Annotated in this window: 23 protein-coding genes and 2 pseudogenes; 7 read left to right on the top strand and 18 right to left on the bottom strand. The window is 44.1% G+C overall.

Annotation, left to right across the window (positions count from 1 at the left end):
• Positions 1-591: 591 nt before the first annotated feature.
• From LO777_RS12255 to LO777_RS12285, 7 genes are all read right to left on the bottom strand, one after another.
• Positions 592-1,785: a pyridoxal phosphate-dependent aminotransferase gene (locus tag LO777_RS12255; protein ID WP_228854183.1), complete on the bottom strand. Its 1,194-nt coding sequence runs from the start codon at positions 1,783-1,785 to the stop codon at positions 592-594.
• Between the two features lie 4 nt (positions 1,786-1,789).
• Positions 1,790-2,662: an FAD-binding oxidoreductase gene (locus tag LO777_RS12260; protein ID WP_228854184.1), complete on the bottom strand. Its 873-nt coding sequence runs from the start codon at positions 2,660-2,662 to the stop codon at positions 1,790-1,792.
• Positions 2,663-2,703: 41 nt separating this feature from the next.
• Positions 2,704-3,180, bottom strand: a complete 477-nt coding sequence (locus LO777_RS12265; RefSeq protein WP_228854185.1) for an FAD-binding oxidoreductase — start codon at positions 3,178-3,180, stop codon at positions 2,704-2,706.
• A 39-nt stretch (positions 3,181-3,219) separates the two neighbouring features.
• Entirely contained in the window at positions 3,220-3,885 is a 666-nt protein-coding gene (locus tag LO777_RS12270) for an amino acid ABC transporter permease (RefSeq protein WP_228854186.1), read from the bottom strand.
• A gap of 2 nt (positions 3,886-3,887) precedes the next feature.
• Positions 3,888-4,652, bottom strand: a complete 765-nt coding sequence (locus tag LO777_RS12275; protein WP_228854187.1) for an amino acid ABC transporter ATP-binding protein — start codon at positions 4,650-4,652, stop codon at positions 3,888-3,890.
• A 3-nt stretch (positions 4,653-4,655) separates the two neighbouring features.
• Entirely contained in the window at positions 4,656-5,333 is a 678-nt protein-coding gene (locus LO777_RS12280; RefSeq protein WP_228854188.1) for an amino acid ABC transporter permease, read from the bottom strand.
• Positions 5,334-5,451: 118 nt separating this feature from the next.
• A complete protein-coding gene (locus tag LO777_RS12285) occupies positions 5,452-6,198 on the bottom strand; it encodes an ABC transporter substrate-binding protein (protein ID WP_228854189.1) in 747 nt (248 codons plus the stop codon).
• A 359-nt stretch (positions 6,199-6,557) separates the two neighbouring features.
• Between LO777_RS12285 and LO777_RS12290 the strand changes: the two genes are divergently transcribed.
• Genes LO777_RS12290 through LO777_RS12305 form a run of 4 tightly spaced genes read left to right on the top strand, consistent with a single transcriptional unit; the run spans position 6,558 to position 7,616 of the window.
• Entirely contained in the window at positions 6,558-6,881 is a 324-nt protein-coding gene (locus LO777_RS12290; protein WP_228854190.1) for an ArsR/SmtB family transcription factor, read from the top strand.
• A gap of 2 nt (positions 6,882-6,883) precedes the next feature.
• The gene (locus tag LO777_RS12295) at positions 6,884-7,123 is read left to right on the top strand and encodes a hypothetical protein (RefSeq protein ID WP_228854191.1); all 240 of its coding nucleotides are present in this window, start codon (positions 6,884-6,886) and stop codon (positions 7,121-7,123) included.
• A 4-nt stretch (positions 7,124-7,127) separates the two neighbouring features.
• On the top strand, positions 7,128-7,286 hold the full coding sequence (locus tag LO777_RS12300) for a hypothetical protein (protein WP_228854192.1): 159 nt from the start codon (positions 7,128-7,130) through the stop codon (positions 7,284-7,286).
• Between the two features lie 39 nt (positions 7,287-7,325).
• The gene (locus tag LO777_RS12305; protein ID WP_228854193.1) at positions 7,326-7,616 is read left to right on the top strand and encodes a FeoC-like transcriptional regulator; all 291 of its coding nucleotides are present in this window, start codon (positions 7,326-7,328) and stop codon (positions 7,614-7,616) included.
• Positions 7,617-7,666: 50 nt separating this feature from the next.
• On the opposite strand, the gene LO777_RS12310 is transcribed toward LO777_RS12305, so the two are convergent.
• Positions 7,667-7,867, bottom strand: a complete 201-nt coding sequence (locus LO777_RS12310) for a hypothetical protein (protein WP_228854194.1) — start codon at positions 7,865-7,867, stop codon at positions 7,667-7,669.
• Positions 7,868-7,879: 12 nt separating this feature from the next.
• On the opposite strand from LO777_RS12310, the gene LO777_RS12315 reads away from it, so the two are divergent.
• Positions 7,880-8,569, top strand: coding sequence for a DUF5714 domain-containing protein (locus LO777_RS12315; protein WP_268907435.1), 690 nt, complete (start codon positions 7,880-7,882; stop codon positions 8,567-8,569).
• Between the two features lie 81 nt (positions 8,570-8,650).
• Here LO777_RS12315 and LO777_RS12320 read toward each other — a convergent pair whose 3' ends face one another.
• Positions 8,651-9,202, bottom strand: coding sequence for a cysteine hydrolase family protein (locus LO777_RS12320; RefSeq protein WP_228854196.1), 552 nt, complete (start codon positions 9,200-9,202; stop codon positions 8,651-8,653).
• Positions 9,203-9,366: 164 nt separating this feature from the next.
• On the opposite strand from LO777_RS12320, the gene LO777_RS12325 reads away from it, so the two are divergent.
• Positions 9,367-10,320 (top strand): GlxA family transcriptional regulator, encoded by a 954-nt coding sequence (locus LO777_RS12325; RefSeq protein ID WP_228854197.1) that lies wholly within the window; start codon positions 9,367-9,369, stop codon positions 10,318-10,320.
• 531 nt (positions 10,321-10,851) lie between these two features.
• On the opposite strand, the gene LO777_RS12330 is transcribed toward LO777_RS12325, so the two are convergent.
• The 3 genes from LO777_RS12330 to LO777_RS12340 form a co-directional block, all read right to left on the bottom strand.
• A complete protein-coding gene (locus tag LO777_RS12330; RefSeq protein WP_228854198.1) occupies positions 10,852-11,970 on the bottom strand; it encodes an ArnT family glycosyltransferase in 1,119 nt (372 codons plus the stop codon).
• 92 nt (positions 11,971-12,062) lie between these two features.
• Positions 12,063-12,452 (bottom strand): hypothetical protein, encoded by a 390-nt coding sequence (locus LO777_RS12335; RefSeq protein ID WP_228854199.1) that lies wholly within the window; start codon positions 12,450-12,452, stop codon positions 12,063-12,065.
• A 2-nt stretch (positions 12,453-12,454) separates the two neighbouring features.
• Entirely contained in the window at positions 12,455-12,946 is a 492-nt protein-coding gene (locus tag LO777_RS12340; protein ID WP_228854200.1) for a DUF2279 domain-containing protein, read from the bottom strand.
• Positions 12,947-13,619: 673 nt separating this feature from the next.
• On the opposite strand from LO777_RS12340, the gene LO777_RS12345 reads away from it, so the two are divergent.
• Positions 13,620-14,960 (top strand): ATP-binding protein, encoded by a 1,341-nt coding sequence (locus tag LO777_RS12345; RefSeq protein WP_228854201.1) that lies wholly within the window; start codon positions 13,620-13,622, stop codon positions 14,958-14,960.
• An 83-nt stretch (positions 14,961-15,043) separates the two neighbouring features.
• On the opposite strand, the pseudogene LO777_RS12350 reads toward LO777_RS12345, so the two are convergent.
• The 6 genes and pseudogenes from LO777_RS12350 to LO777_RS12375 form a co-directional block, all read right to left on the bottom strand.
• Positions 15,044-15,763 (bottom strand): annotated as a pseudogene (locus tag LO777_RS12350) (aminotransferase class III-fold pyridoxal phosphate-dependent enzyme); the annotation flags it as partial.
• Between the two features lie 323 nt (positions 15,764-16,086).
• Positions 16,087-16,848 (bottom strand): IS21-like element helper ATPase IstB, encoded by a 762-nt coding sequence (gene istB / locus LO777_RS12355; protein ID WP_228854202.1) that lies wholly within the window; start codon positions 16,846-16,848, stop codon positions 16,087-16,089.
• Positions 16,845-18,328, bottom strand: a pseudogene (istA, locus tag LO777_RS12360) (IS21 family transposase). The gene istB and the pseudogene istA overlap by 4 nt, the downstream one beginning before the upstream one ends.
• Before the next feature lie 287 nt (positions 18,329-18,615).
• On the bottom strand, positions 18,616-19,899 hold the full coding sequence (locus LO777_RS12365; RefSeq protein ID WP_228854203.1) for a sodium:solute symporter family protein: 1,284 nt from the start codon (positions 19,897-19,899) through the stop codon (positions 18,616-18,618).
• A 177-nt stretch (positions 19,900-20,076) separates the two neighbouring features.
• The gene (locus tag LO777_RS12370; protein WP_228854204.1) at positions 20,077-21,174 is read right to left on the bottom strand and encodes an ornithine cyclodeaminase family protein; all 1,098 of its coding nucleotides are present in this window, start codon (positions 21,172-21,174) and stop codon (positions 20,077-20,079) included.
• A gap of 112 nt (positions 21,175-21,286) precedes the next feature.
• A complete protein-coding gene (locus tag LO777_RS12375) occupies positions 21,287-22,087 on the bottom strand; it encodes a dihydropteroate synthase (protein ID WP_228854205.1) in 801 nt (266 codons plus the stop codon).
• Between the last annotated feature and the right edge of the window lie 2 nt (positions 22,088-22,089).

Here is a 22,089-nt window from a genome sequence, read left to right on the forward strand (position 1 = left end):
AGTGTTTAATTTAATTCTAACATAACTTCCAAATCAAGATCCAATTAAAAACTGAAGGTACTCTCGATATTGACAACCTAAAGCACCAAGTTCAGGAGTACAAGTTTGGAGAAAACAGTTTACCAAAAGCTTACATCGCTGCATTAGATGGCTCCGAATTAATAAGATCGGCTACCATTGGACATGACATAAAAAAAGCTTAAGTTATTAAAACAAGGCACAGAGCCGAATATAAAAAAAAGGAGACAACATGAAACTCTTTTTCATATCACTGCTGATGTTTGTTTCAGGTTTTTTTCAGGTTCCAGGAAGTTTAGCCGATCAATCAGGCACCCAGGCTCGGCAGGGGACATTTGTGGTGGCGTGATACGACGTCGGTAAAGCCGCCCTGGAAGGGCAGCCCGGAATCATCAACGTCACAAGAGGCTGGCTGGATAACAGTGAAATAAACAGCGTTGTTTTTAATCCCGCAAAAACCGATCTACAGCAGATTGAACAGACCCTGAAAGCCTCAGGAACTTACATCAGTACTGTTCCTTCTGCGGGGCAGAACAGAACCATCCCCCAAAATGAATGATATCGAAACGCGGGCTAACCAAATCGGACAAGCCATCGTTCGATCCGGTCAAAGGCCTCATTGATCTCATCCGACTTCCCACCGAAGGAGAGCCGAAGGTGCCCTTCTCCGCCCGGCCCGAAAGAACCACCGGGAACGGTGATGACCTTTGCCTCCTGCAGTAATCGTGTTGCGACTTCCCTTGATGGTGAATCGGAAAACAGGTATTTTGCCATTACGTAAAAAGCACCCTTTGGCGGGACATACGAAAAATACTCTGAAAGCCCGTCGAGCCTGGAGCAACAGAGAGTCCTTCGCCTTACAAGTGCATTTCGCATGTGGGTAACACATTCCTGGTCCCCTTCAAGGGCGACCAGGGCGGCAAACTGGGAGGGGGTCGGGGCGCAGATGGTTGTTGCATCATGAACTTTCATGATCTGCTCCATCCATCGTTGATCAGCCGCAACCCAACCTATCCGCCAACCGGTGAGAGCATATTTCTTGGAAAGAGAGAACACCGAGATAATATGTTCTCTCATTGTTTTCAGGCCGAGCAGGCTGGTCAGGGTTTCATTTGAATAAAGAATATAATCGTAGGCTTCATCCGTAATAATCACAAAATTACAGTCTACCGCCATCCTGCCAAGCTCCATCGTCTGGTCATCGGAAAAAACCGTTCCCGTAGGATTCCCGGGGTTGCAGAGCATTACAGCCTTTGTCTTTGGATTTACTGCCTGCCTGATTGCAGGCAGATCCAGACCCCAGTCACGGGTGAGGGGAACAAACTTTGGAATACCACCGGCAAGCAGAACCTGTTCAATATAAGAAGCGTATGTCGGTGAAGGAAGAATGATCTCATCCCCCGGATCAATCACGGTAAAAATGGTTGTCAGCAGAGCTTCCATACCTCCGACGGTCACACAGATCTCATTTTCAGGATTAACGCTGATATTTTTTTCCTGCAACAGATACCCTGCAATACATTCACGAAGCTGAATCATACCGCTCTGCAGGGTATATTTGCCGCTGGCGGGGTCTGAATGCATAATTTCCGTAACCGCTGCAACGATATGATCTGGCGTGGCAAAAGACGGAACACCCTGCCCCAGGGACACACACCCCCCTGTTTTAGCGGCCAGGTTCGCCATCTCCTTGGTAGCCGATGGGGATATGTCGCGAACCCTTCTGCTCACCGGAACATGCCGGGAATAATTGCTGTTATCGTTCATATGTTCACTTTTCAGGAAAAATCTTACCCGGATTCAGAACCAGGTTGGGATCAAACAGCTTCTTGATCTTCTTCTGCAGGGTAATGGAAGCCTCGGACAACTCCATGGCGAGAAATGGGCTTTTGGCAATACCGATACCATGCTCTCCGGATATTGTCCCGTTAAGCCCCAGCGTCAGTTCCAGCAGGGCTCTTGTTCCTTCATGAACACGGGTTTCACTGGTCATCTTTCTGCTGGTAATGTTAAGATGGATATTGCCGTCTCCCGCATGACCGAAGGCAAATACCTCCATACCGTATTTTTTTTCATATTCAGGCAGGGCGTCCACAAGGGTCGCGATATTGCTCAACGGGACCACGATATCTTCCGGTATGTACAATTCCGCATAGTCATGAATACGCAGGCTGACCTGACGTCGGACTGACCAGATCTCCTCCCTCTCCTTTGAATCCACAGCTTTGATAAATTCTGTGGCGCCGTTTTTTCTTGCGATCCTGCAGAGTTCTTCAATTTCTTTTTCAATCTGTTTTTCCGGGCCGTCTATTTCTATGATGAGCAGAGATGGTTGTTTCCCGGAAGGAGAAAAGGGCAGCAACTCACCGATCAATCTGAGACACTTATGATCAAGAAATTCCAGGGCACTCGGCAGATGCCCCTTTTTCATAATGGCTGCAACGCCATTCATGGCAGACACCATATCACTGAAAACACACATCATGGTTTTCAGTGCCGGTGGTCTGGCAAGGAGTTTCAGGGTAAGCGATGTAATAATACCAAGTGTCCCCTCACTGCCGATCAACAGATTTGTAAGATCATACCCCACCACTCCCTTCCTTGTTTCCACACCTGTTGAAATAAACTGTCCATTGGGCAACACTGCCTCGAGTCCAAGGATATAATCGCGGGTTGTGCCGTATTTCAGGCAGGATGGCCCCCCGCATCCGTGGCTCCATTTCCGCCAATGGTGCTCTGATCCATTCCAGCCGGGTCCGGCGGATAGAAGAGACCGGCGGCTTCAGCCGCCTCACGCACCTTCAAACTGATAACACCTGCGCCAACCTTCATGATAAAATTTCCGGTATCGATCCGCTCAATCCGGTCAAGGCCCATGGTAGACAACACCACTCCACCCCGGGACGGCAGGCAGCCTCCCGCCAGTCCCGATCCGCCACCACGGGGAGTCACAGGGAAATTATACCTGTTCGCCAGTTCTATCAGCGATTTGATATCATCAGTATTTCCTGCCAGAACGACAAGTTCCGGCAGGTAACTGAGTGTGGAGGCATCAGAGGAATATTCGACCAGGTTCCCCCTATCGACAATGGACGAATCCGGACTGAGTCCGTCAGCAATAATTGCTTTCAGTTCCGCAGTGAGGGGAGAATAGGAAACCATGATGAATCATCCTGTAGAAAAAATAAACAAAGTACCGGATCAGGCCCTTCCGAATCCTGGAACATAAAGAACCTTCTCGATTTTTTTCAAAATAAACATGGCGATTGTCACCAGCACAAGATAATAGAGTCCGATAAGGGCAAAGACCTCGGTAAATCGGAAATATTCGGTGGCAATAGTCTTCCCTTCGCCGGTCAATTCTATGCAGGTGACAATAAACGCCAGGGAAGAATATTTGATGAGGTAGATAATCTCATTGCCGCAACCGTGCAGGGCGCGACGCACAGCCTGGGGTACTATTATCCAGAAAATAGTCTGAAACCTGGTAAAACCAAGTGCCTGGGCACCTAGATGCTGGCCGCTTTTGATGGATAACAGAGCGCCCCTGACATATTCAGACTGGTAAGCACCACTGCAAAGGGTAAAGCCGGTAACCGCCGCCATATAAGGTGAGAGATAAATGCCTATATTGGGAAGGCCGAAGTAGAGAATAAAAAGCTGCACGACCAGGGGCGTACCTCGAAAGACCGCCGCATACGTATCTCCGATCCTCCTGAAAACTGTGGAACCAAAGGTGCGGACAGTGCCGGCCAGAATACCGATAAGCACACCACCAGCTGCGGAGGGAACAATCAGGGCAATTGACATGACAAGTCCCCGATTGAGACTGGTCACCAACTCTTGATAAAAGGGTGAGAGTTCCACAACTATTTCTCCACTCCTGAAAGCTCATCCAACCGATTGCAGAACCCTCTGGTCTTGCTGTTATTCCCAGCACCCAGCAGGATTTCCGGAGCCCCATGTTCGGCAATGCTCCCTTTTTCCATAAACAAAATTTCATCTGCAAGGGTTGAAATCAGGCTGATCTGGTGGGTAGCCATAATCATGGTCATTCCCCGTGCCGCAAGCTGCTTGATGACAGCTATCACCTCGCCAATCAGTTCCGGATCAAGGGCTGAAGTCGGTTCATCGAGCATGAGAATTTTCGGATCCATGGCCAGGGCCCGGGCAATGGCCACCCGCTGCTTCTGACCACCGGAAAGCTGGGCAGGATAAAGGTCCTCCTTATCGGCCAGACCAACCTGTTCCAGTTCCTGCCTGGCTCTCTGTTCTGCTTCAATCCTGCTCTTCTTTTTCACTTTCCTGAGGGCAATTGTAATGTTGTCAAGGGCAGTGAGATGATCAAAAAGATTAAAGTCCTGAAAAATCATCCCCACCTGCTGACGAAGCAGATAAAGATCCTGTCTGCGGGAAAAATCAACCTGCTTTCCTTCCAGAAAGATCCTGCCGGAATCGGGAATGACCAGACAGTTCACGCATTGCAGAAGAGTACTCTTCCCGCCACCCGACGGACCAATCAGAACCTTGATTTCCCCTTTTTCAAGCTGAAAACTCACCTGGTTGAGAATAGTATTGTCAGCAAATGATTTGGTGATATTTTCTACCCTGAGAATTGGGCTGTTTTCATTCATATTTCAACTTCCATAGTGCGAATATCCGGGAATCTGGAGACGTTTTTCCAGTTTTCTCAGGGCAAGGACTCCAGCCCAGGTGAGAAGAAAATAAATAATCCCTGCTGTAATATAGAGAGGCAGATGCTGGTAGGTTCTGGAAGCGACAAATTGGGTCCGCGCCATGATCTCAGGCGCACCGATCACGAAGGCAAGGGCGGAATCTTTCAAGATTATTGAAAATTCATTTGACCATGCCGGAATGGACATCCGCAGTATCTGGGGCAGAATGATGCTTCTTATCGCCTGAAAGTCACTCATGCCCAGCCCGCTGGCTGCTTTGAACTGCCCCCGGGGAAGCGACAGAATCGCTCCCTTGAAAATATTTGCCTGGTAGGCGCCGGTTGTCATGCCAAGCACAACAGCCACCGAAGTAAAGGCACTGAACGACAGTCCCAGATAAGTAAAAATGCCAAAATAAAAGAGAAAAAGCAGGACAACAACCGGAACTCCCCGGAAAATCCAGATATACCCTGAAAAAATCAGTCGAACAAATCTGTTCCCGTACACAAGGCCGACAGCCATGATTATACCGACCACAAGACCGAAAAGCATGGCTGAAGCCACAATGCCGAGGGTGATGAATGATCCCTGAAGCAGATAAGGCAGGGAGTCAATAATAACAGAAAAAGCGGACGACATGGGGTTATCAGAAAAAAATCATTCCCCACCCTCCTGGCAAAACAGAAAAGGTGACGAAAACAGTATATTAAGAAAATGGCTGAACCTTCTGGTCCAGCCATATGAATTTACAGGGCAGTTATTTGTCCAGTTTGTATTTCTTGATCAGCCCATGCCAGGTAGCTGTTTTCATCAGTTTCGCCAGAGCGTTGTTCACCTTTGCCAGCAACTCTTTATCTTCTTTACGCACGGCATAACCGAACTGCTCATCACCCATACCAAAAGTGCCGACGATATGAACAGCTTTTTTCGATGAAGCATCCTTTGCCGGAGCATCGTCCATGGCGGCAGCATCGATTCTGCCGTTCAGTACATCCTCAACAGCCAGGGGAGCAGAACTGTAGTAGCGGAGCTCGAAATTCCAGCCATTTTTGGGTGCTTCAGCCTTCAACCATTTGGCTTCAGACGTTCCCTGCTGAACACCTATGGTCTTCTTTCCCTTCAAAATCATGTCAATAGTGAGCGGGGAATCCTTTTTTGCCACCATAACCTGTTTGATCACCCAGTACGGGGTGGAAAAACTGACCTTTTTGGCGCGCTCTTCGGTGATACTCATACCAGAAGCTATGATATCAATTTTTTTCGTAAGAAGGCTGGTTATAATACCATCCCATTCTATCGGCTGGTGACTTACCTCCACACCGATTTCTTTGGCTATCCAGTTCATGGCTTCCACGTCAAAGCCACTGGGCTGACCCGTTTTATCGATATAGGCAAATGGTGGAAAGTTTGCATCAATTCCGTTGACAATCTTGTCGGCGGCCAGAGCCTGAATTGAAAAGATAAGACTGAAAATACCGAGCAGAAGGACTGTTTTTTTCATCATTTTCCCCTTAGTTGTAATGACTGCCCGAGAAAAATCTCCCGAGCTGATGGAATATTTTTTGTTTCTGAAACCATTGCATACTATTTTTCTCTCCAATACAGTGATACAGCCTATCTTGTTTTCTCTTCCTTTTCCATATTTTTGTTTATCTGATACTTGTCCAGAAATGAGATTTTTGGTTCAAGTTCAGGTAAGCGTAAACTCCGAGGAGCATAGAACAATAAAAAAGACCATTTGTGGACAGGTACTGCCCAAAAACCTTCCCGGATTTCCAATGCCTCTATTTCGTATCTTGACTTCAAACAGAATTTACATATTGTATTAGTCATTACTCATATAAATACTTACTGATAAGGATTATGACAAAATTAGCACAGTTTATAAAAGTTCTTGGTGATGCCAATCGACTGGCAATTATCCATGCCATTGGTGAATCAACCCGCTCAGTCACCGAAATTATAGCAGAAACAGGCCTGTCACAGACTCTTGTCTCTTTCCACCTGCGGGTAATGCGGGAAAAAAGTGTGGTAACAACACAACGGGATGGCCCATTTATTTTTTACAGCCTTTCAACCCCTGAACTTTATGGCCTGATTGGTGAACTTGCCCGAGTTGCCGGAATAGAGAGTGCCATCGGCAAACCAATATCATCTTCAGTAAAAGTCAATCAGAACAGGAGTTAATCATGTGGTGGAATAATGGTGGATGGGGACCGATGTATGGTATGTGGTTTATGCCTGTTTTCGGTCTGCTGTGTATGTTGATATTATTTTATGTGGTTTTACGGATCGTAAATCGTGAGCGGGAATTATTCAACAGAATAGATCCTCATATCAACCAGAAACAGGATGAACTGCTCAAAGAGATAAAAGCACTCCGAAATGAAGTTGAAGAATTGCATAAAAAACAAAAAAAGGATCATTAACACAGTGGAAAAATTAAATATTTCTCAAAAGAAAGCTCTTCTGGACAGCCTGCTCAGTTCACTGATGGCTGATATAAGCTGCGATGATCGGCAACAATTGCTGCATGATATTCTCCTGAAGAACAAAGAATCCCGACCGGTTATTGAAATGGTTGAATACTGAATCAACGAATGTACTGATTCAGGTGTGAATCCCGTTGAAATGAGCAGAGAAGTCCTCGCCGCAATAAGTCACAGTTATGAACTGGCTCCATATGCCACTCACGAATTACGGGGTCTTTTTAACGATTGGCTTGGGGAAATTGAACTGCGGGTTATAGATTTTGTCAACCAACGCAATCGGGTTGACCCACAGGAATTATCTTCCCATTTTAAATTAACCAGGGAATCCATTATTTTTGTGCTGGGAAAACTCGAGCGGGAAGGCAAGATCACCACGAATACCAGAAAGAAATCAACAACCAGTTTACGATTACTGAAAAGAGGAGAATAATGGACAATATATTTACATCGGCACAGACATCGAAAGAGAATTGTTGAGGTTCAAACGATGACGGTCGTCATCCTGAAAAAGCTACACAGCAGGTACATTTTTCTGAAAGAAACAATGAGAACTGCATGGTCTGTGGCTCCCATCTCCAATACCATACCCAGCCGGTGGAAGGCCATTGTCATTATTGTAACAGTGAGAATAAATGGTATATCTCCTGTTCCAAAGGCCACATGGTTTGCGATTCCTGCCATAATCAACAGACAATGCAGCAAATCAAGACCATACTTATGAAATCAACGTCAACTGATCCATTTGCAATTTCCGAACACTGCATGGATCTCCCCATTCTGCCAATGCTTGGTTGCCAGCATACATATATAGCGGGTGGAGCATTAATGACTGCCCTGAAAAATGAAGGCACATTTGATCTTACGAATGACGCTGTTCTCGAAGTCTTCCACCGAACGGAAAAACAAGCTCATGGTGGCTATTGTGGTCTGACGGGAACCTGCGGAATAGCCCCTTCATTGGGTGCCTGTATGGCAATACTTACCGGGTCCAGATGTGGTCGTGACAAAGAGCAGAAACTCACCATGGAACTTGTCTCCAGGGTAATGGGGGCAATTACGAAACTCACGGGCCCAAGCTGTTGCAAAGCATATGTTCGAATATCGCTGGCAGTTGCTGTCGATTTTATCCAACAACATTTTTCACTTTTACTGCCAGGAAACGACTCTCCCACCTGCCGGCACATGGAAAATCACCCCCATGGCTGCAGGCAGGAGAAATGCCCGTATTTCCCTTTAAATTCGATTGAAAAAAACAAAAACCCAATTGCCCCGACGCCTCTCTGGCCGCGGGTTATAAGCCCTGAACCAGACATTGCCTGGCAGTTGCAAGAGAGAATAAAACATCTGATGCAGAGCTTTCTGAAGCTATGCAGGTTGCAATGACAGTGGTAGCAACGAAAAATCAGGTTGAATAACATCAAGCTCATCAGATATGAGATACCTTGCGAGAGGGCATATCTCATTTTATAGTGACTTGATAAATACATCCGTTTTTACAACTTCTGCATAAACCATTTTAAGTGCAGCAAGAAATGATGCATGAACATGAGAGGCAGGAATTTCAACACCTTGAAATTCAAGTGATCGTGCGGCACAGGCATCACCCAGGACAACTACATCAAAACCCAGATCATATGCAGCTCTGGCTGTTGCGTCGATGCACATAAATGTCATCATTCCCGCTATTACTACCCTTTCAACACCAATAGAATGGAGTTCCTGCTCAAGATCAGTTTCACGAAAGCTGTTTGGAAAATGCTTGAGAACAGTCTTTTCCCCCTTCACCGGTGTTACAGAATTATGAATCTCAGCACCATGTGTACCGGGCTGGAAAAAACCGCTACGCCCGTTAAGACTTTCATGACGGACATGAATAACGGGTATTTTCTTTTCTCGGAATTTTTTCATAACTTTTGCTGCATTATCTGCCGATACTTCAGCTCCATTTTGCTCAAATTTTCCACCTGGGAAATAATCATTTTGAATATCTACCAATATCAGGGCTGTCTTTTTCATAGTTCTGCTCCTTATGTTCCTTTGCTTCAGAGTGCATCGCTCAATTCCACCGATTTTTTCTGTTTCTGTACTTGTACGAGAGAACATAAGCCACTATCCTGCTCAGAAGAAGTGGCAGAAACGACAAATAAAGGGCAAATTATGACAAAACAGGCGAGGTGAAAATGATCCGGACAGCTATCCTTGCAGTACCAGGATGTTTGAGTTCATCCGTTGATGGACTGGGAGAAATACTGGCATTTGCAAATTCTTTTCTGAAATCAGCATATTTCACTACCCGGGTATATACAGTGAACGGTAGGCCTGTACAAAGTTATACCGGGAAAAAAATTGTACCCGACCACTCAATCACTGAGTCCGGAGCAGATATTATAATTTTACCGCCAGTATTAAGTAAGCTCGAAGAATCACTGAACAATTGCGAAATAGTTGACTGGTTGCAGAACCACCATAAATCTGGAGGCCAGATTGCGTCTGTCTGTGCAGGATCTTTTCTACTTGCTGAAACTGGCCTGCTTAACGGTCGTACCGCTACCACCCATTGGAATCTGGCTGATACGTTCAGGACCCGCTATCCGGAAGTTCACCTGCAGATACAACGGCTGGTTGTCGATGGTGGGGATTATATCTGCTGCGGTGGTGTATCTGCCTGGATGGACCTCGCCCTCCATTTAGTGACACGTTTTACAGGGAAAGATATTTCAAGACAATGCGCCAAAATGATACTTATGGATCCACACCGTGAGCACCAGGCACCTTACGGTATGGGAGGATTTCGGAAAAATCACAAAGACCAGGCGATACTCAAAGTCCAGCAGCTGATAGAAAGACAACATGATCAATCAATTCCCATACAAAAAATGGCAACTGTAGCAGCCCTTGGGGAAAGGACATTCTTGAGACGTTTCATCAATGCAACAGGAATATCCCCTGGAAAGTATTTACAGCAGATGCGTATGGAAACAGCCAGGGAGCTACTTGAAACAACTGACTTAAGCATTGAAAATATAGCAGAATCTATTGGATATATCGATTACAGTGCTTTTAGAAAATTATTCAAGAAAACTATGGGATGTACCCCTTCCTCATATCGGCGGCGATTTGGATTGATCAGTTAATTTCAGATTGAGACGATTCTGAAAAAAAGGGACACATTTACAACATACTCTTCCAACCTGCCAATTGACTCAAACTTCAATTTGCAACAGGCCCAAAAATCAACCATCCATTGCTGTACCGTTGCACAACAGTTCCCTCTTTCGATAAGGTACCTGGTGTATCTTTTGTGAATATAACACGAAACTGGTGTGGATGTGCAATGCTCCAATTTTCTACATCAGCTGGAGATTCCAGGGGAAGCAAAGGTGTCTGCAACCGGCCGGAGAACTGAAATTGATCTGCCAGCCAGGCAGGAAAAATTGCCACCTGTGTACCACGTTTCTGAATTGTTCGAATAGCATTGCCGACAACAGCCTGGTTGTAAAGTTTATGGAAAGGCTTAACGAGAGCCAGGTGGAGAAACAGGAAAAACACTACAATGGTGCAAGAGATAATCTTGATGTTTTTTACGACAGATTCAGATTGAAAAAAGAGTAAAAAGAAGCTGCACAAAACTGGAATAATAGCTATCCATTGAGGAATATACTTCATCATTTCCCTGTCTCCACCATGTAAAGGTAGACGGGGACAATAAAGAAAGCTAAGGCAAGCAGCAGAAAAAAGACAATAATTGGCATTCGATGCCATGATGAATGTTGAGCTGCAGCTACCGCATGTCGTGACAGCAGAAGAGCCGCCAGAGGTAAAACAGGCAGGATATAATGTATCTGCTTACCACTGACACAAGATAGAAGGAAAAAAGAAGGCAGGATCGCGCAGATACAAAATCGTGTCGAAGTATCAATGGATATACTCCTCCAGCCTTTCCAGGCAGGCCACCAGAGAAACCACGGAAAAAGAAGAAGGGGTAACAAAATGATATACCAGTAAAAAGGTCTGGCATGGGCGAAAGATTTCACTATGCGCCCAGCTGTCTGACTGAACAGTATTGCCTGGCGATATTCTTCCCCTCCTGCCCTTGCAGCTGGAATGACCCAGCAGAGAGCAATACCTATACCCACCGTAAGTGATAAAAAAATACAGCCGTACCACCTTAACCAGAACGATTTTTCTTCCCTGTGCCAGAAAGGTGCCAGGAAACTGACCGGCAATACGTAAAGCAGGATGACAGGTCCTTTGGCTAGTATACCGAGCCCTATGGCAACACTGAAACCCAACCAGGGAAAGATGCTTTTTCTGTTCACTGCCAGCAACAGACAATTCAGAGCAAGTAATGATAAGAACGTCAAGAGTGTATCAAACATCGTGAGAGAACTGTAAAGACTCCAGATAAACGTTCCCATTAAAATAAACGGTGTAGCCAGATGAATGTCTTTATTTCCAGGCCATAGGAATTTTGCCAGCCTTACAGTCATGGCAATGGAACACAAACCAAAAAAAGGGCTGACCAACCTGGCAGACCATTCTCCAACTCCGAAAATAAGCCATACAAAATGAATACACCAGAAAAACAGCGGAGGTTTGTGACTGTATGGCAACCCATTAATACGAGGTACCAGAAAATCACCGTTCTGCCACATTTCCCAAGCTACGGAAAGATATCTTGTTTCATCAATGGGGATCAATGGTCTTGAATAAACGGCAATGATAGAGAGCATGATTGCAAAACATGCCCATTGCCAGTTTTCTGATATTCTATATCTGAACATTATAAATAATTTCTCTCGTTCTTCGCTGGCAAAGATGGAACTAATCAGACGACCCTGTGATCAAGCTAAACAGCAATTCTACCTGGCAGAAGTCAGTCAAGATTCTTCGATACTTTAAGTGTTGAGTATGGCAGTTGGAAATACTCAAGAGTTTTTCCGGTCTTGCTCCAGCCATTCTGATATAATAATTTTGCCAGATTAATGCTGATACCACCATAGAGAGATCTGGAGTTTGCTTCCCCAGGATCCTCATAACCTCTGGTATAGTATCCACCAGAAATCTCAACCCATTTGAGGAAACTATCTTGAAATACGTCAAAACCGTCAAGTTTGAGCACCAGTGAATAGTATTGATTGGAATAGTCATCGAAGATACCATTTACAGGAACATTGAATACATACTCTATCCTGAAATCAACTTTTCGATCCAGTTCGGGGTAGTGCTCAAATAATACGCTGGTCAAAGCCCCGATCGTATTCATTGTCATATCCCCCAGTCAAATCCCTGGGTTTCACTTGTAGCATCACCAAGTTCCATAAAAAGTTGCACCGTCCAGGCTGAAAAGGCTGCATAGGCACTTGCTTTTTCTGAGTCATATCCCCAGTTTTTATAAAGTCCGGTAAGTGCGTCCGAGAAAGTATACGTTGCCCAGAAATGGCCAAGCTTGTCAGCACCACCATATTTGGAATCATGCTCAAACCAACCTTCATCTGAAGTATGCAATCCACTTGATCCGTAGTCCCATGTTGCAAGACCCCATATTCCGATTGCTGCGGCGGCGGTTAAATTGGTATAAAACATTTTTTTTTCTTTTGACTGGCTCATCCACCAGTCTTTTTCATTGTCCAGGGATTGTTCCACCTTACTGGAATGAGTGAGAGGATTTTTGGTGATCCGAGTTGAAACCACATCTGCATAAGAGTTGCAGGTGAAGCTCAAAAAGACCACTGTGATGAGAAATAACTGTGTATTCATGCTTTGTCTTTCCTTTAAATTACTATTGAAATTATGGCCAGTAGTAAGTGGCCGTCCAGAAACTGGAATTTCCATTCAAGTGTAAAAGTGCTTCGAGTTTGAGGTAATATCCCGAATTATGGGAACCATAATAAACGACAAAGATGAAGAAATGATGAAGAAGTGATGAAAACCACCGCAAACACGGCTTTTTTTATAAAAAGGGAGAAAAAGGACATACTCGTGGATTTTGACATAAAACAAGCACTTACCAAATTAATGGCAAGTGCTTGTTTTTGTTCTGGTACACCAGACAGGATTCGAACCTGTGACCCCCTGATTCGTAGTCCTGACCTTCGAAGCTTCGCAATCTCATCAATTGCAGTAACTTATTGATATAATATCACATAAAAGCTCCATAGCTTTTCTCTTTTTATCCATTTTTGCAAATTTTAGAACCTTTTTCTCACACAAATCCACACACGAAAAATTCATTTCCAAAAGTGCCGAAAAATAATTCTTTCCAGCTATAATAATGCACAACCAGGCGCTTGTCAGAGAATAAACATTTTACTCAAAATCGAGGTTTTATACAAAAATAAGCGCACACTTAATGCAGCAAAATTAGCAATATTAGAAATTTTCCTTTCCACTTTCAGAGATAATCGGATACAATAATTCCCAATGAACAACTTTGAAAGAAAAATTTATAACCAGTAACAACATGATCAACACAATTAAAGAAATCATCTTTGATCTTCAGGAAATCAAACTCGAGACAGGCGTGCCACGTCTCCTAAGGATTAGACCCGTAACAAATAAAGCCACTGTCTGCATAGGTGTTCGTCGTAGCGGGAAATCGACATTCATGTTTCAAATCATGCAGAGACTGATCGAGAGGGGTGTCTCCCGACACAATATACTCTACTTGAATTTTTTCGACGACCGGTTGCATAATTTACAACGCGGCCCTCTGGATGCTATTTCGGAAGCATATTACTCCCTCTACCCGGAAAAGAAAAATTCTGAAAAAATATATTGTTTCTTTGACGAAATACAGATACTACCGGGCTGGGAATCCTTTGTTGACAGATTGATAAGAACAGAAAATTGTGATATATATATCACAGGCTCATCAGCACAAATGCTTTCCAAAGAGATCGCCACACAGATGCGGGGACGTGCGCTTTCATGGGAATTATTTCCCTTTTCTTTTCGGGAATTCCTCAATGCAAAAAATGTCGATCACACGTTACCTTTTTCAAGCAAAAAACGATTACTCATACAAAAAACATTTGAAGAATATTGGCAAACCGGGGGATTTCCTGAGGTCATAGGCTTAGATCGATTTCTTCGTATTAAAATTCATCAGGAATATTTTTCCACCCTGCTGTTTCGGGATCTTATAGAACGACACGATGTTTCCCATCCTAAAGCGGTAACAGACCTGGCACATCGATTAATAGATAACATCGCTTCATTATACTCTGTCAACAAACTTACCGGGTATTTGAAGTCACTTGGACATAAAGCACCAAAATCTGCGGTATCTGAATATCTAGAATGGTTCGAGGATGCGTATTTCCTCTTTACTGTTCGCATTTTCGATGCCTCACTGGCAAAAGCCAATGTCAATCCGAAAAAAATCTATTGTATTGATCATGCAATGGTGACTTCAACGGGATCCGGTATCCTAGTCAACTCCGGGCACCTGCTGGAAAACCTGGTGTTTGTCGCACTACGCCGAATCAGCCGGAATATCTTCTATTACAAAACAAACAGTGGCCGGGAAGTCGATTTCATTGTTCAGCAACAGGATAACTCCCGGATGTTAATCCAGGTATGTGAATCCATGTCCAATCCTAAAACGTATAAACGTGAAGTTAAGGCACTGAAAGAGGCCATGTACGAGCAAAACCTCACAACAGGTACCATTGTCACCTTTGACCAGGAAGAACAAATCGTTATACATTCCGGTAAAATTGAAGTTATGCCCGCATGGCGTTTCCTACTGAATCTGCCGGAAACAATGTAATAGCCAATAAAACTGCATGTTCAATATTTTCATCAACCACCTGACACAACCGCTTCATGATTTCGATACACCTCGTGGAAAGATTAAATCCCATCGAATACCTGATTGATCCCATGCAGCGCCCAATCAATCTCTTCCCTTTTAATAATAAGAGGAGGAGCAAATCGTATGGTATAGGTGTGGGTCTCTTTGCAGAGAATGCCAAGTTTCTGCAATTTTTCTGCTATGGCCCTGGCGCCACCTTCGGTACCTTCATGCAATTCGATCGCAATCATCAGGCCACGTCCCCTGATATCTTTGATGTCTTTATGCTTAATTTTTTTAAGTTCTGAAAGAAAATAGTCACCCATCTCTTTGGAATTTTCAATCATGCCTTCATCGACAAGAACCTTTAGCGCAGTCCGGGCAATACTGCAGGCAAGCGGGTTCCCTCCAAAAGTTGAACCATGCTGACCGGGTTTTAAGATTTCCAAGACCTCTTTGTTGGAAAGTACAGCGGATACCGGATAGAAACCGCCCGAAAGTGCTTTACCAATCAGAGTCAAATCGGCTTCAATCCCTTCATGTTCTTCAGCCAGGAGCGCCCCTGTTCTGCCAAGTCCAGTCTGAATTTCATCCAAGACAAGGAGTATATTGTTTCGCTCGCAAATTTCTTTGACTTCTTTGAAATACCCTTTGGGTGGGATAATAACCCCGGCTTCTCCTATTCTCTTCCTCCATCGTGTCATGCTTGATTGATGAATGGGAATCTTATGTTCAAAGTATTTCATACCACAGAAATACTACCAATACGGATTCTCAACTCAATTCCTGAGAACAGCTAATCAACGACAATTATAATTCCCGGCTGGCGACAATTATAATTCCGGCCTTAACCACATAATAATACGCAATAATATTTCATTGCTTTTTCTGTTTCTGTTGCAGTGTCCTCATCTAAAATGTAACTTATTTGTACTCATCCGGAGGATAGGGCAACGCTGAGGAGCGACCCGAGCGCCGAGATGAGTGCCGTAAGGATGAAGACCGGGTATAAGGATTTGCCCGGTCTTTTCTTTCTTCATCCTCATGGCCACAATGCGTTAAACCTCGGGGGTTGGGGGCAGAGCCCCCTATTCTGTGATTATTAATTTTCCTCAAGGCTTTGTTTTGCTTTTTCCAGTCTGTAGCTATCAAGATTAAGTTCCAGTATTACGCTATGATGCACAAGCCGGTCTATCGCTGCAGCCGTAGTCATTGGATCTTTAAATATCTTCTCCCACTGTGAAAATGGTAAATTGCTGGTTAGCATGATACTGTTCCGTTCATAACAATACGCAAGAAGGGTAAAGAGCACTTCCATTTCTTCTCGGCTTTGCTGGACATAGCCGATATCGTCGATCAGTATGGCATCATACTTGGCAAGTTTTTTCAGAAATCTTGGAAGAACAAGCTCCTTTTTGGCCACCAGCAGATTTTGCACCAGCAGACTGCACGGAGAAAAGAAAACACGCCTATCCTTGTTAATCAGTTCCTGGGCAATGGCACAGAGCAGATGGGTTTTTCCACTACCTGGGTTTCCAAAAGCTAGTATGTTTTCACACCTGTCAAGAAAAGAACCTTCCAGCAAACTATTGACAAAGCCGCTCAGTTTGGCCGGAAGCCGATCCATTTCAAACGAAGCTAAGTTTTTTTCCAGGGGCAGTCTGGATTCTCGCAAATATCTGGTAATGCGTTTATGGCGTCTTTCTTCACACTCCCGCACAACCAGTTCCTGAAGGTATGATTCATAGCTTAGTGATTCCTTTCTCGCCAAATCCGCCTCCTCCTGGTAACAGGCTCGGATAGTTGACAGATAAAGCTTTTTAAGAGACGCATCCAGGATAATTCGATTATCGGTTGAACTCATCTGCAACCCTCCTGTAAGAGTTGATCATAGCCTGTGAGGGCAACAGTCTGGACAGAAATATTGGTAATCGGTTCAACCGGTTTACCAGAGACAAGCAGTGTTTTTACCTGGGCAAAATCAATGTTCTTTTCATGGTCAATCAGATGACGAAGGGCATCATCTACAGCTGTCTCATTATCTTGGGCAGCAAGCTGTAAAATAGATAAGTATTCTTTTGCTGCTCCCGTAACGGTACGAAATTTGCGCAGAGAGTCATAGGCAACCCGGAACCTGCTCGTAGGAAAAAGATCACTGCGGTATCTGTAGTTCTCAAATGCACCGGGTTTTCGAACCAGCCAGTCAATTATATGGCGGTACTGGATATAATGTTTGCTACCGCCTCGTATTCTGGGGATATTCTCAATATGTTTCTGACCGTACCAGATCTCCAGATACTCTGCATACAGCCGCACTGTGACTGTTTCTTTGATAAGTCGACTATTCACCGAGTAAACCTTGTGCTTTACTCTGATCGTACTGCTGGGACCAACTCGAACTTCAAAACGAGTACATGTGTCGAGCTTACCCGAAGGCAGTGGACGCAACATCGACTGTTCTTCTTGAAAGCGCTCCTGGCGGTTGCAGTTGAGTTGTGCAAACAGCTTCTGTAGAAATAACTCATATTCCTTGCGTGTAGTAAAATCCCGGTTACCTCGCAGCATCAGGGCCTGATCTACGGCTTTCTTGAAACGATGATGGCGCTGCTCAATGTCACCATTTTCGTGGGGCTTGACGAATTGATTTTACGGCCTTGCAATTTGTAATGGGCCAAAAGCCCCTGGTAGCCACGGGTAAACTCTTCCGGGTTATCCGGTTTATTCACCGCAGCTGACAACCTGTCTGTTTGATGTTGTTCTGGAACTCCGCCAAGTTTCCATAGACTCTTCTGTAATCCTTCGCTCAGGCTTTCGAAACTCTCGGAAAAACAGATCGTTCCTGTCTCCCAGTTCGAATATGTCAGCACAAAATGGTAGATCAGGTGATCAAAAGGCTGACCACCAATACTGATCTGTAATTGGGACATATCTGTAAAATCAGACTGACTCAACCGTGCAGGCACATGCACCTGGGGAAAATAAACTTCACGTCCTGGACCTTCTGTACAACGCCAGGTTTTTACTCGACGTTGAAACGTGCGGAGCTGGCCATCTCCAAAAGAACCGGGATAAATCCTTTGAAAATGGGTAAAAAGAGTTTTGGCTTCCAAACCTTCATTAGTTTCCAGAAATTGTAAAACCTCTGGCCATATACCTTCAAAAGGATCTTTACGAGTTCGCCACTCCCTCACTCGCTCCGCACTGATCTCACTTGGCAATTTGCCATTATCTCTATACTTGCGACCGGTTTTCTCATCCATGCCGGCTCTAGCCGCTGCTACTTCCAACGTCTTCCCTTGACTTAAGTATTTCTTCAATTTCCTCACCTGAATATCTGTGACCATCCATATTCCTCCTTTGAGAAATATGAATAATCAGATCACAATTTTCCGGGAAATTTAATTGTCGTCAAAAGGAATTATAATTGTCGCTGGTCAAACAGCATCATCACTGAGATCGAATGTAAACAAATCCGGTTGAGGATTTTGTTGCGGAAATATTTTCGGTTTCACGGTGAAAATTTGCAAGAAAATTAAGGGGATAAGGCCAGTATCCTGTTATTTCTATACAATAGATTTAAAATATTGTCTCGTGTTTTCAACAGGATAAACAGTTTTTCAAGATCGACTAACTAGACTAGACTCAACACTATGTAAATAATCGGAATTAAATAAAGAGATAAGAGTATGAACCGAGACTGATGATTTTTTTTAAAAAATACAGCTACGAATAAACCTGCAAAAACTGCAGATCCCCTGAGGCCCATTGATAAATAGCTCCATTTAAGAATTGTTGTGTCAAGGCCAGTGAAAACAAGGATAGTTGCAAGAATAAGGACGGCCAAGGCAGTAATTCTGAGTAACCTGACTGGGTTGTTTTTTTGCAGAAGACCTTTGTGAGTACAAAGGAAGTCATTGTATATATTGGTTGTTACACCAAGTGTAAGACCGGCACCGGTACCTAAGACAATTAGTAATATCCCCGCAGAAAAAAAAGCAGCGATCACAGGTGGAAAACTATGATAAATAAAAAAAGGAAGAGCCTGAGCGGCATGTTCTCCTATCTCTGGAAAGCTACCTCTTAAATAGAGTCCGACGATTAAACCAAGTACACCTATGGGTGGTATGACCGTGGCGCTCAGAAAAGCTCCATTCCTTGCTTCTTTGACGTTTTTTGCTGAGAAAATTGCCTGGAGATAGATCTGCGTTGACAAAACTCCTGCCAGCATTGATAACATGTCGATAGCAGCAGTTTTCCTGCCGTAAGCGGCGAAACTCAACATATCCAGATCTTGCGGCAGACGACTGATTATTTCATTTAACCCGCCTCCCTTGTAAAGTGCAAGGCCTGCACAAACCAGCATAATCATGTAGAGCATGAAAAACTTGATCTGACCGATTAAGCCAGCTCCAGAAATACCTCCAGAAATAACAAAAACACCAAGCAAGATCAGAGTAAGCAGTATTGAAACTACCGGGCCAAATCGGAAAACCGACTGTAGAATAGCAATCGACGCAAGAAACTGACCAACCACATGGAGAAACATGCCGCTGGAGTTGAGGATACTACTGTAATGTCGAAATTTTTCCCCGAAATACTTCCCGAGAAATTCTGATACTGTTATGACACCTTCTTCTCTGAGTGCTTTAGCAAAAAGACAACCAAGAAGGAAACAGGAAATACCACTACCGAATGTGAAAATACATGCGGCAATGCCGTGAGTATAAGCAGTTTGGACAGTACCGATGGTCGAAACACCACCGACAAGAGTGCCGATAATGATCCATGAGACTCTTGTAAAAGGCAGAGAACCACGGGCGATAGAAAAATCCGCTGCTGACTTTACTTTAGTGCCTCTCCTGACTGTTAATAAGGAGATGATTATAAAGGTGATAATAAATGTTAATTGATACAAAAAGCTTTCCTCTATGATAAGAGAGTTTTTCGTTGGCTGTTTGGTAAAGTTGTCTGTTCATCAATTTTCATTATCGTACCGGGAGGTTCATAAAGCCAATCTTGATACCTGTCATCTTTGCTTAAAGTGATAATGTTCCCACGATTTGGTGTCTTCCTCGCGGGAACAGACCAAAGATTACAAAGACAGCGAATCAAGCCATCCACTGTTCCTTTCAAAATAAGTCAGTGTTGTTCCCACACCTTTTGCCATTGCATTCTGGTACACTCTGTATGCTTCGGAAAGATCATGGATACCCAGACCAATAGGGTTGAAAAAGATCCTGTCGCTTTTGCTCTCTCGACCAACTTTCTTACCGACAACAACTTCACCCAGTTCTCCGATTACTCGCTCCTCCGGAATGAAACCCTCCTTAACAGCCCGCCAGGATACATCCACTCCATGGTGTTTTACCTGATACCAATCATCGACGAAGACCCTGTCAAATACAGTAAGTGCTTCTGGCGGAGTATCCCAGAATGAAATCTCGGCATGGAAAACGCCGGGTTTGTACCACTCTTTATTCACATAGGGTTCCCTTGCCATGGTCGCAGTTGAGATTACATCCATCTCTACAAAGGCTTCACGTACAGTCTCAACAGGAATAATCTCCATCTCCAGTCGCTCAGACATCTTATCAGCAAATGCTTTAGATGCGTCCGAATTAATATCAAATACCTTTAACATTTCAAGAGATGGAACTGCTGCTTTGATTGCTGCAGCCTGAGTCATACCCTGTACACTTGCGCCAACCAGGCCAAAATATTTTGAATCAGGGTTTGCCAGATATTTGGCACCAACCCCACTAGCGGCACCAGTACGCATAGCGCTGACAATAGCACCGTCCATTACGCAGATCGGAATAAATGTTTCAGGATCAAGGATGATTATAATTGCGGTTGCCCTTGGTAACCCCTTTTTAGGATTATCAGGACGACTTGGAATAAATTTAATACCTGAGGTATCAACCGGACCTAGAAGCCCGCGCAGGTTGAGTTCCTCTCCGAATTCCTTTCCACCAAGAAAACTTGGCATTGACATAATCCTGCCAATAGTTTCTTCCGTTGATGCATCTCCCCAACGTATTACTGGTTTGCCGGGTTGGACATAATCCCCTTTTCCGTGGAGAAAAAAGGAACGTTCCGTGGCTTTTAGTGTTTCAGACATTTCAGCACCACCTGCTTCCACACAATCTTCCTGACTTAGATAGAGCAACGACCAACTTGATTCTGACATCTTTATCTCCAGATACTTTTTTGATTACTTTTATAATAAATAATATACTGATATTACAAAGATACGCTTTGAACGACCTAAAGAGAGGTTGTAGATACCGGGTGAATTAATTTTACGATTTGATCACTCCTGTTCGAACTCCTTTTAAATAATTCATGCAGAAAATGTCTTTACCGTTAAGCATGTCTGCAGTCTTAATCGTTGCCATAATCTTTTCATCGAGGGGATCGATAATTGCTGAATCCATACCTGCTGCCATCATAAGGGTAACAAAGGTACGATTTATGATTTTTCTCTCGGGTAATCCGTAGGATATATTGGATAGTCCTCCTGTGATATGCACCTCCGGAAATTGCTTTTTGATCTGCCTGACTGCGTCCAGTACCATCGTGCCTTTGCCGGAATCTGTACTGATAGGTTGTATAAGAGGATCTAAGTATATATCATCCAGTTTCATACCTATACCCACCAGTGCGGTAACAAGTTGTTCTGCTCTGTTAAGGATATCAGTCGAAGAACCTGGCATTCCGCTATCATCCATGCACAGGGCAACAATCTTACATTTCTTACCCTTCAAGAACGGCATCATTACCTCAAAACGTTCTTTTTCTAAACTGATAGAATTGACCATCGGCTGCTCTTTTACCAGGGTATAAGCCATTTCAAGAATCGTGGGATCAGGGCTGTCCAGACAGATTGGTACCGTCACAACAGGAGCAATAGTCTCCAACAGCCACTGCATATCCTCCTGCTCATGCCCTATTCGTGCTCCACCGTTAACGTCTATAAAATGGGCACCTGCCTCCTGCTGACTCCTTACATCTTCCTGGATATATTTGACATCGCGAGCGACTACTGCAGCCTGAACCTTTTTTCTTGAAGTGTTTATTCTCTCTCCGATCACTTGAAACATTT

The organism is Desulfomarina profundi, assembly GCF_019703855.1.
Classification (GTDB): domain Bacteria; phylum Desulfobacterota; class Desulfobulbia; order Desulfobulbales; family Desulfocapsaceae; genus Desulfomarina; species Desulfomarina profundi.

Coding starts and splice junctions, on each gene's coding strand:
- LO777_RS12255 (WP_228854183.1), bottom strand. CDS start 1,785: ATGAACGATAACAGCAATTATTCCCGGCATGTTCCGGTGAGCAGAAGG.
- LO777_RS12265 (WP_228854185.1), bottom strand. CDS start 3,180: ATGGTTTCCTATTCTCCCCTCACTGCGGAACTGAAAGCAATTATTGCT.
- LO777_RS12275 (WP_228854187.1), bottom strand. CDS start 4,652: ATGAATGAAAACAGCCCAATTCTCAGGGTAGAAAATATCACCAAATCA.
- LO777_RS12280 (WP_228854188.1), bottom strand. CDS start 5,333: ATGTCGTCCGCTTTTTCTGTTATTATTGACTCCCTGCCTTATCTGCTT.
- LO777_RS12285 (WP_228854189.1), bottom strand. CDS start 6,198: ATGATGAAAAAAACAGTCCTTCTGCTCGGTATTTTCAGTCTTATCTTT.
- LO777_RS12290 (WP_228854190.1), top strand. CDS start 6,558: ATGACAAAATTAGCACAGTTTATAAAAGTTCTTGGTGATGCCAATCGA.
- LO777_RS12295 (WP_228854191.1), top strand. CDS start 6,884: ATGTGGTGGAATAATGGTGGATGGGGACCGATGTATGGTATGTGGTTT.
- LO777_RS12305 (WP_228854193.1), top strand. CDS start 7,326: ATGAGCAGAGAAGTCCTCGCCGCAATAAGTCACAGTTATGAACTGGCT.
- LO777_RS12310 (WP_228854194.1), bottom strand. CDS start 7,867: ATGGCAGGAATCGCAAACCATGTGGCCTTTGGAACAGGAGATATACCA.
- LO777_RS12315 (WP_268907435.1), top strand. CDS start 7,880: ATGCAGCAAATCAAGACCATACTTATGAAATCAACGTCAACTGATCCA.
- LO777_RS12320 (WP_228854196.1), bottom strand. CDS start 9,202: ATGAAAAAGACAGCCCTGATATTGGTAGATATTCAAAATGATTATTTC.
- LO777_RS12325 (WP_228854197.1), top strand. CDS start 9,367: ATGATCCGGACAGCTATCCTTGCAGTACCAGGATGTTTGAGTTCATCC.
- LO777_RS12330 (WP_228854198.1), bottom strand. CDS start 11,970: ATGTTCAGATATAGAATATCAGAAAACTGGCAATGGGCATGTTTTGCA.
- LO777_RS12335 (WP_228854199.1), bottom strand. CDS start 12,452: ATGAATACGATCGGGGCTTTGACCAGCGTATTATTTGAGCACTACCCC.
- LO777_RS12340 (WP_228854200.1), bottom strand. CDS start 12,946: ATGAATACACAGTTATTTCTCATCACAGTGGTCTTTTTGAGCTTCACC.
- istB (WP_228854202.1), bottom strand. CDS start 16,848: ATGAGTTCAACCGATAATCGAATTATCCTGGATGCGTCTCTTAAAAAG.
- LO777_RS12370 (WP_228854204.1), bottom strand. CDS start 21,174: ATGTCAGAATCAAGTTGGTCGTTGCTCTATCTAAGTCAGGAAGATTGT.
- LO777_RS12375 (WP_228854205.1), bottom strand. CDS start 22,087: ATGTTTCAAGTGATCGGAGAGAGAATAAACACTTCAAGAAAAAAGGTT.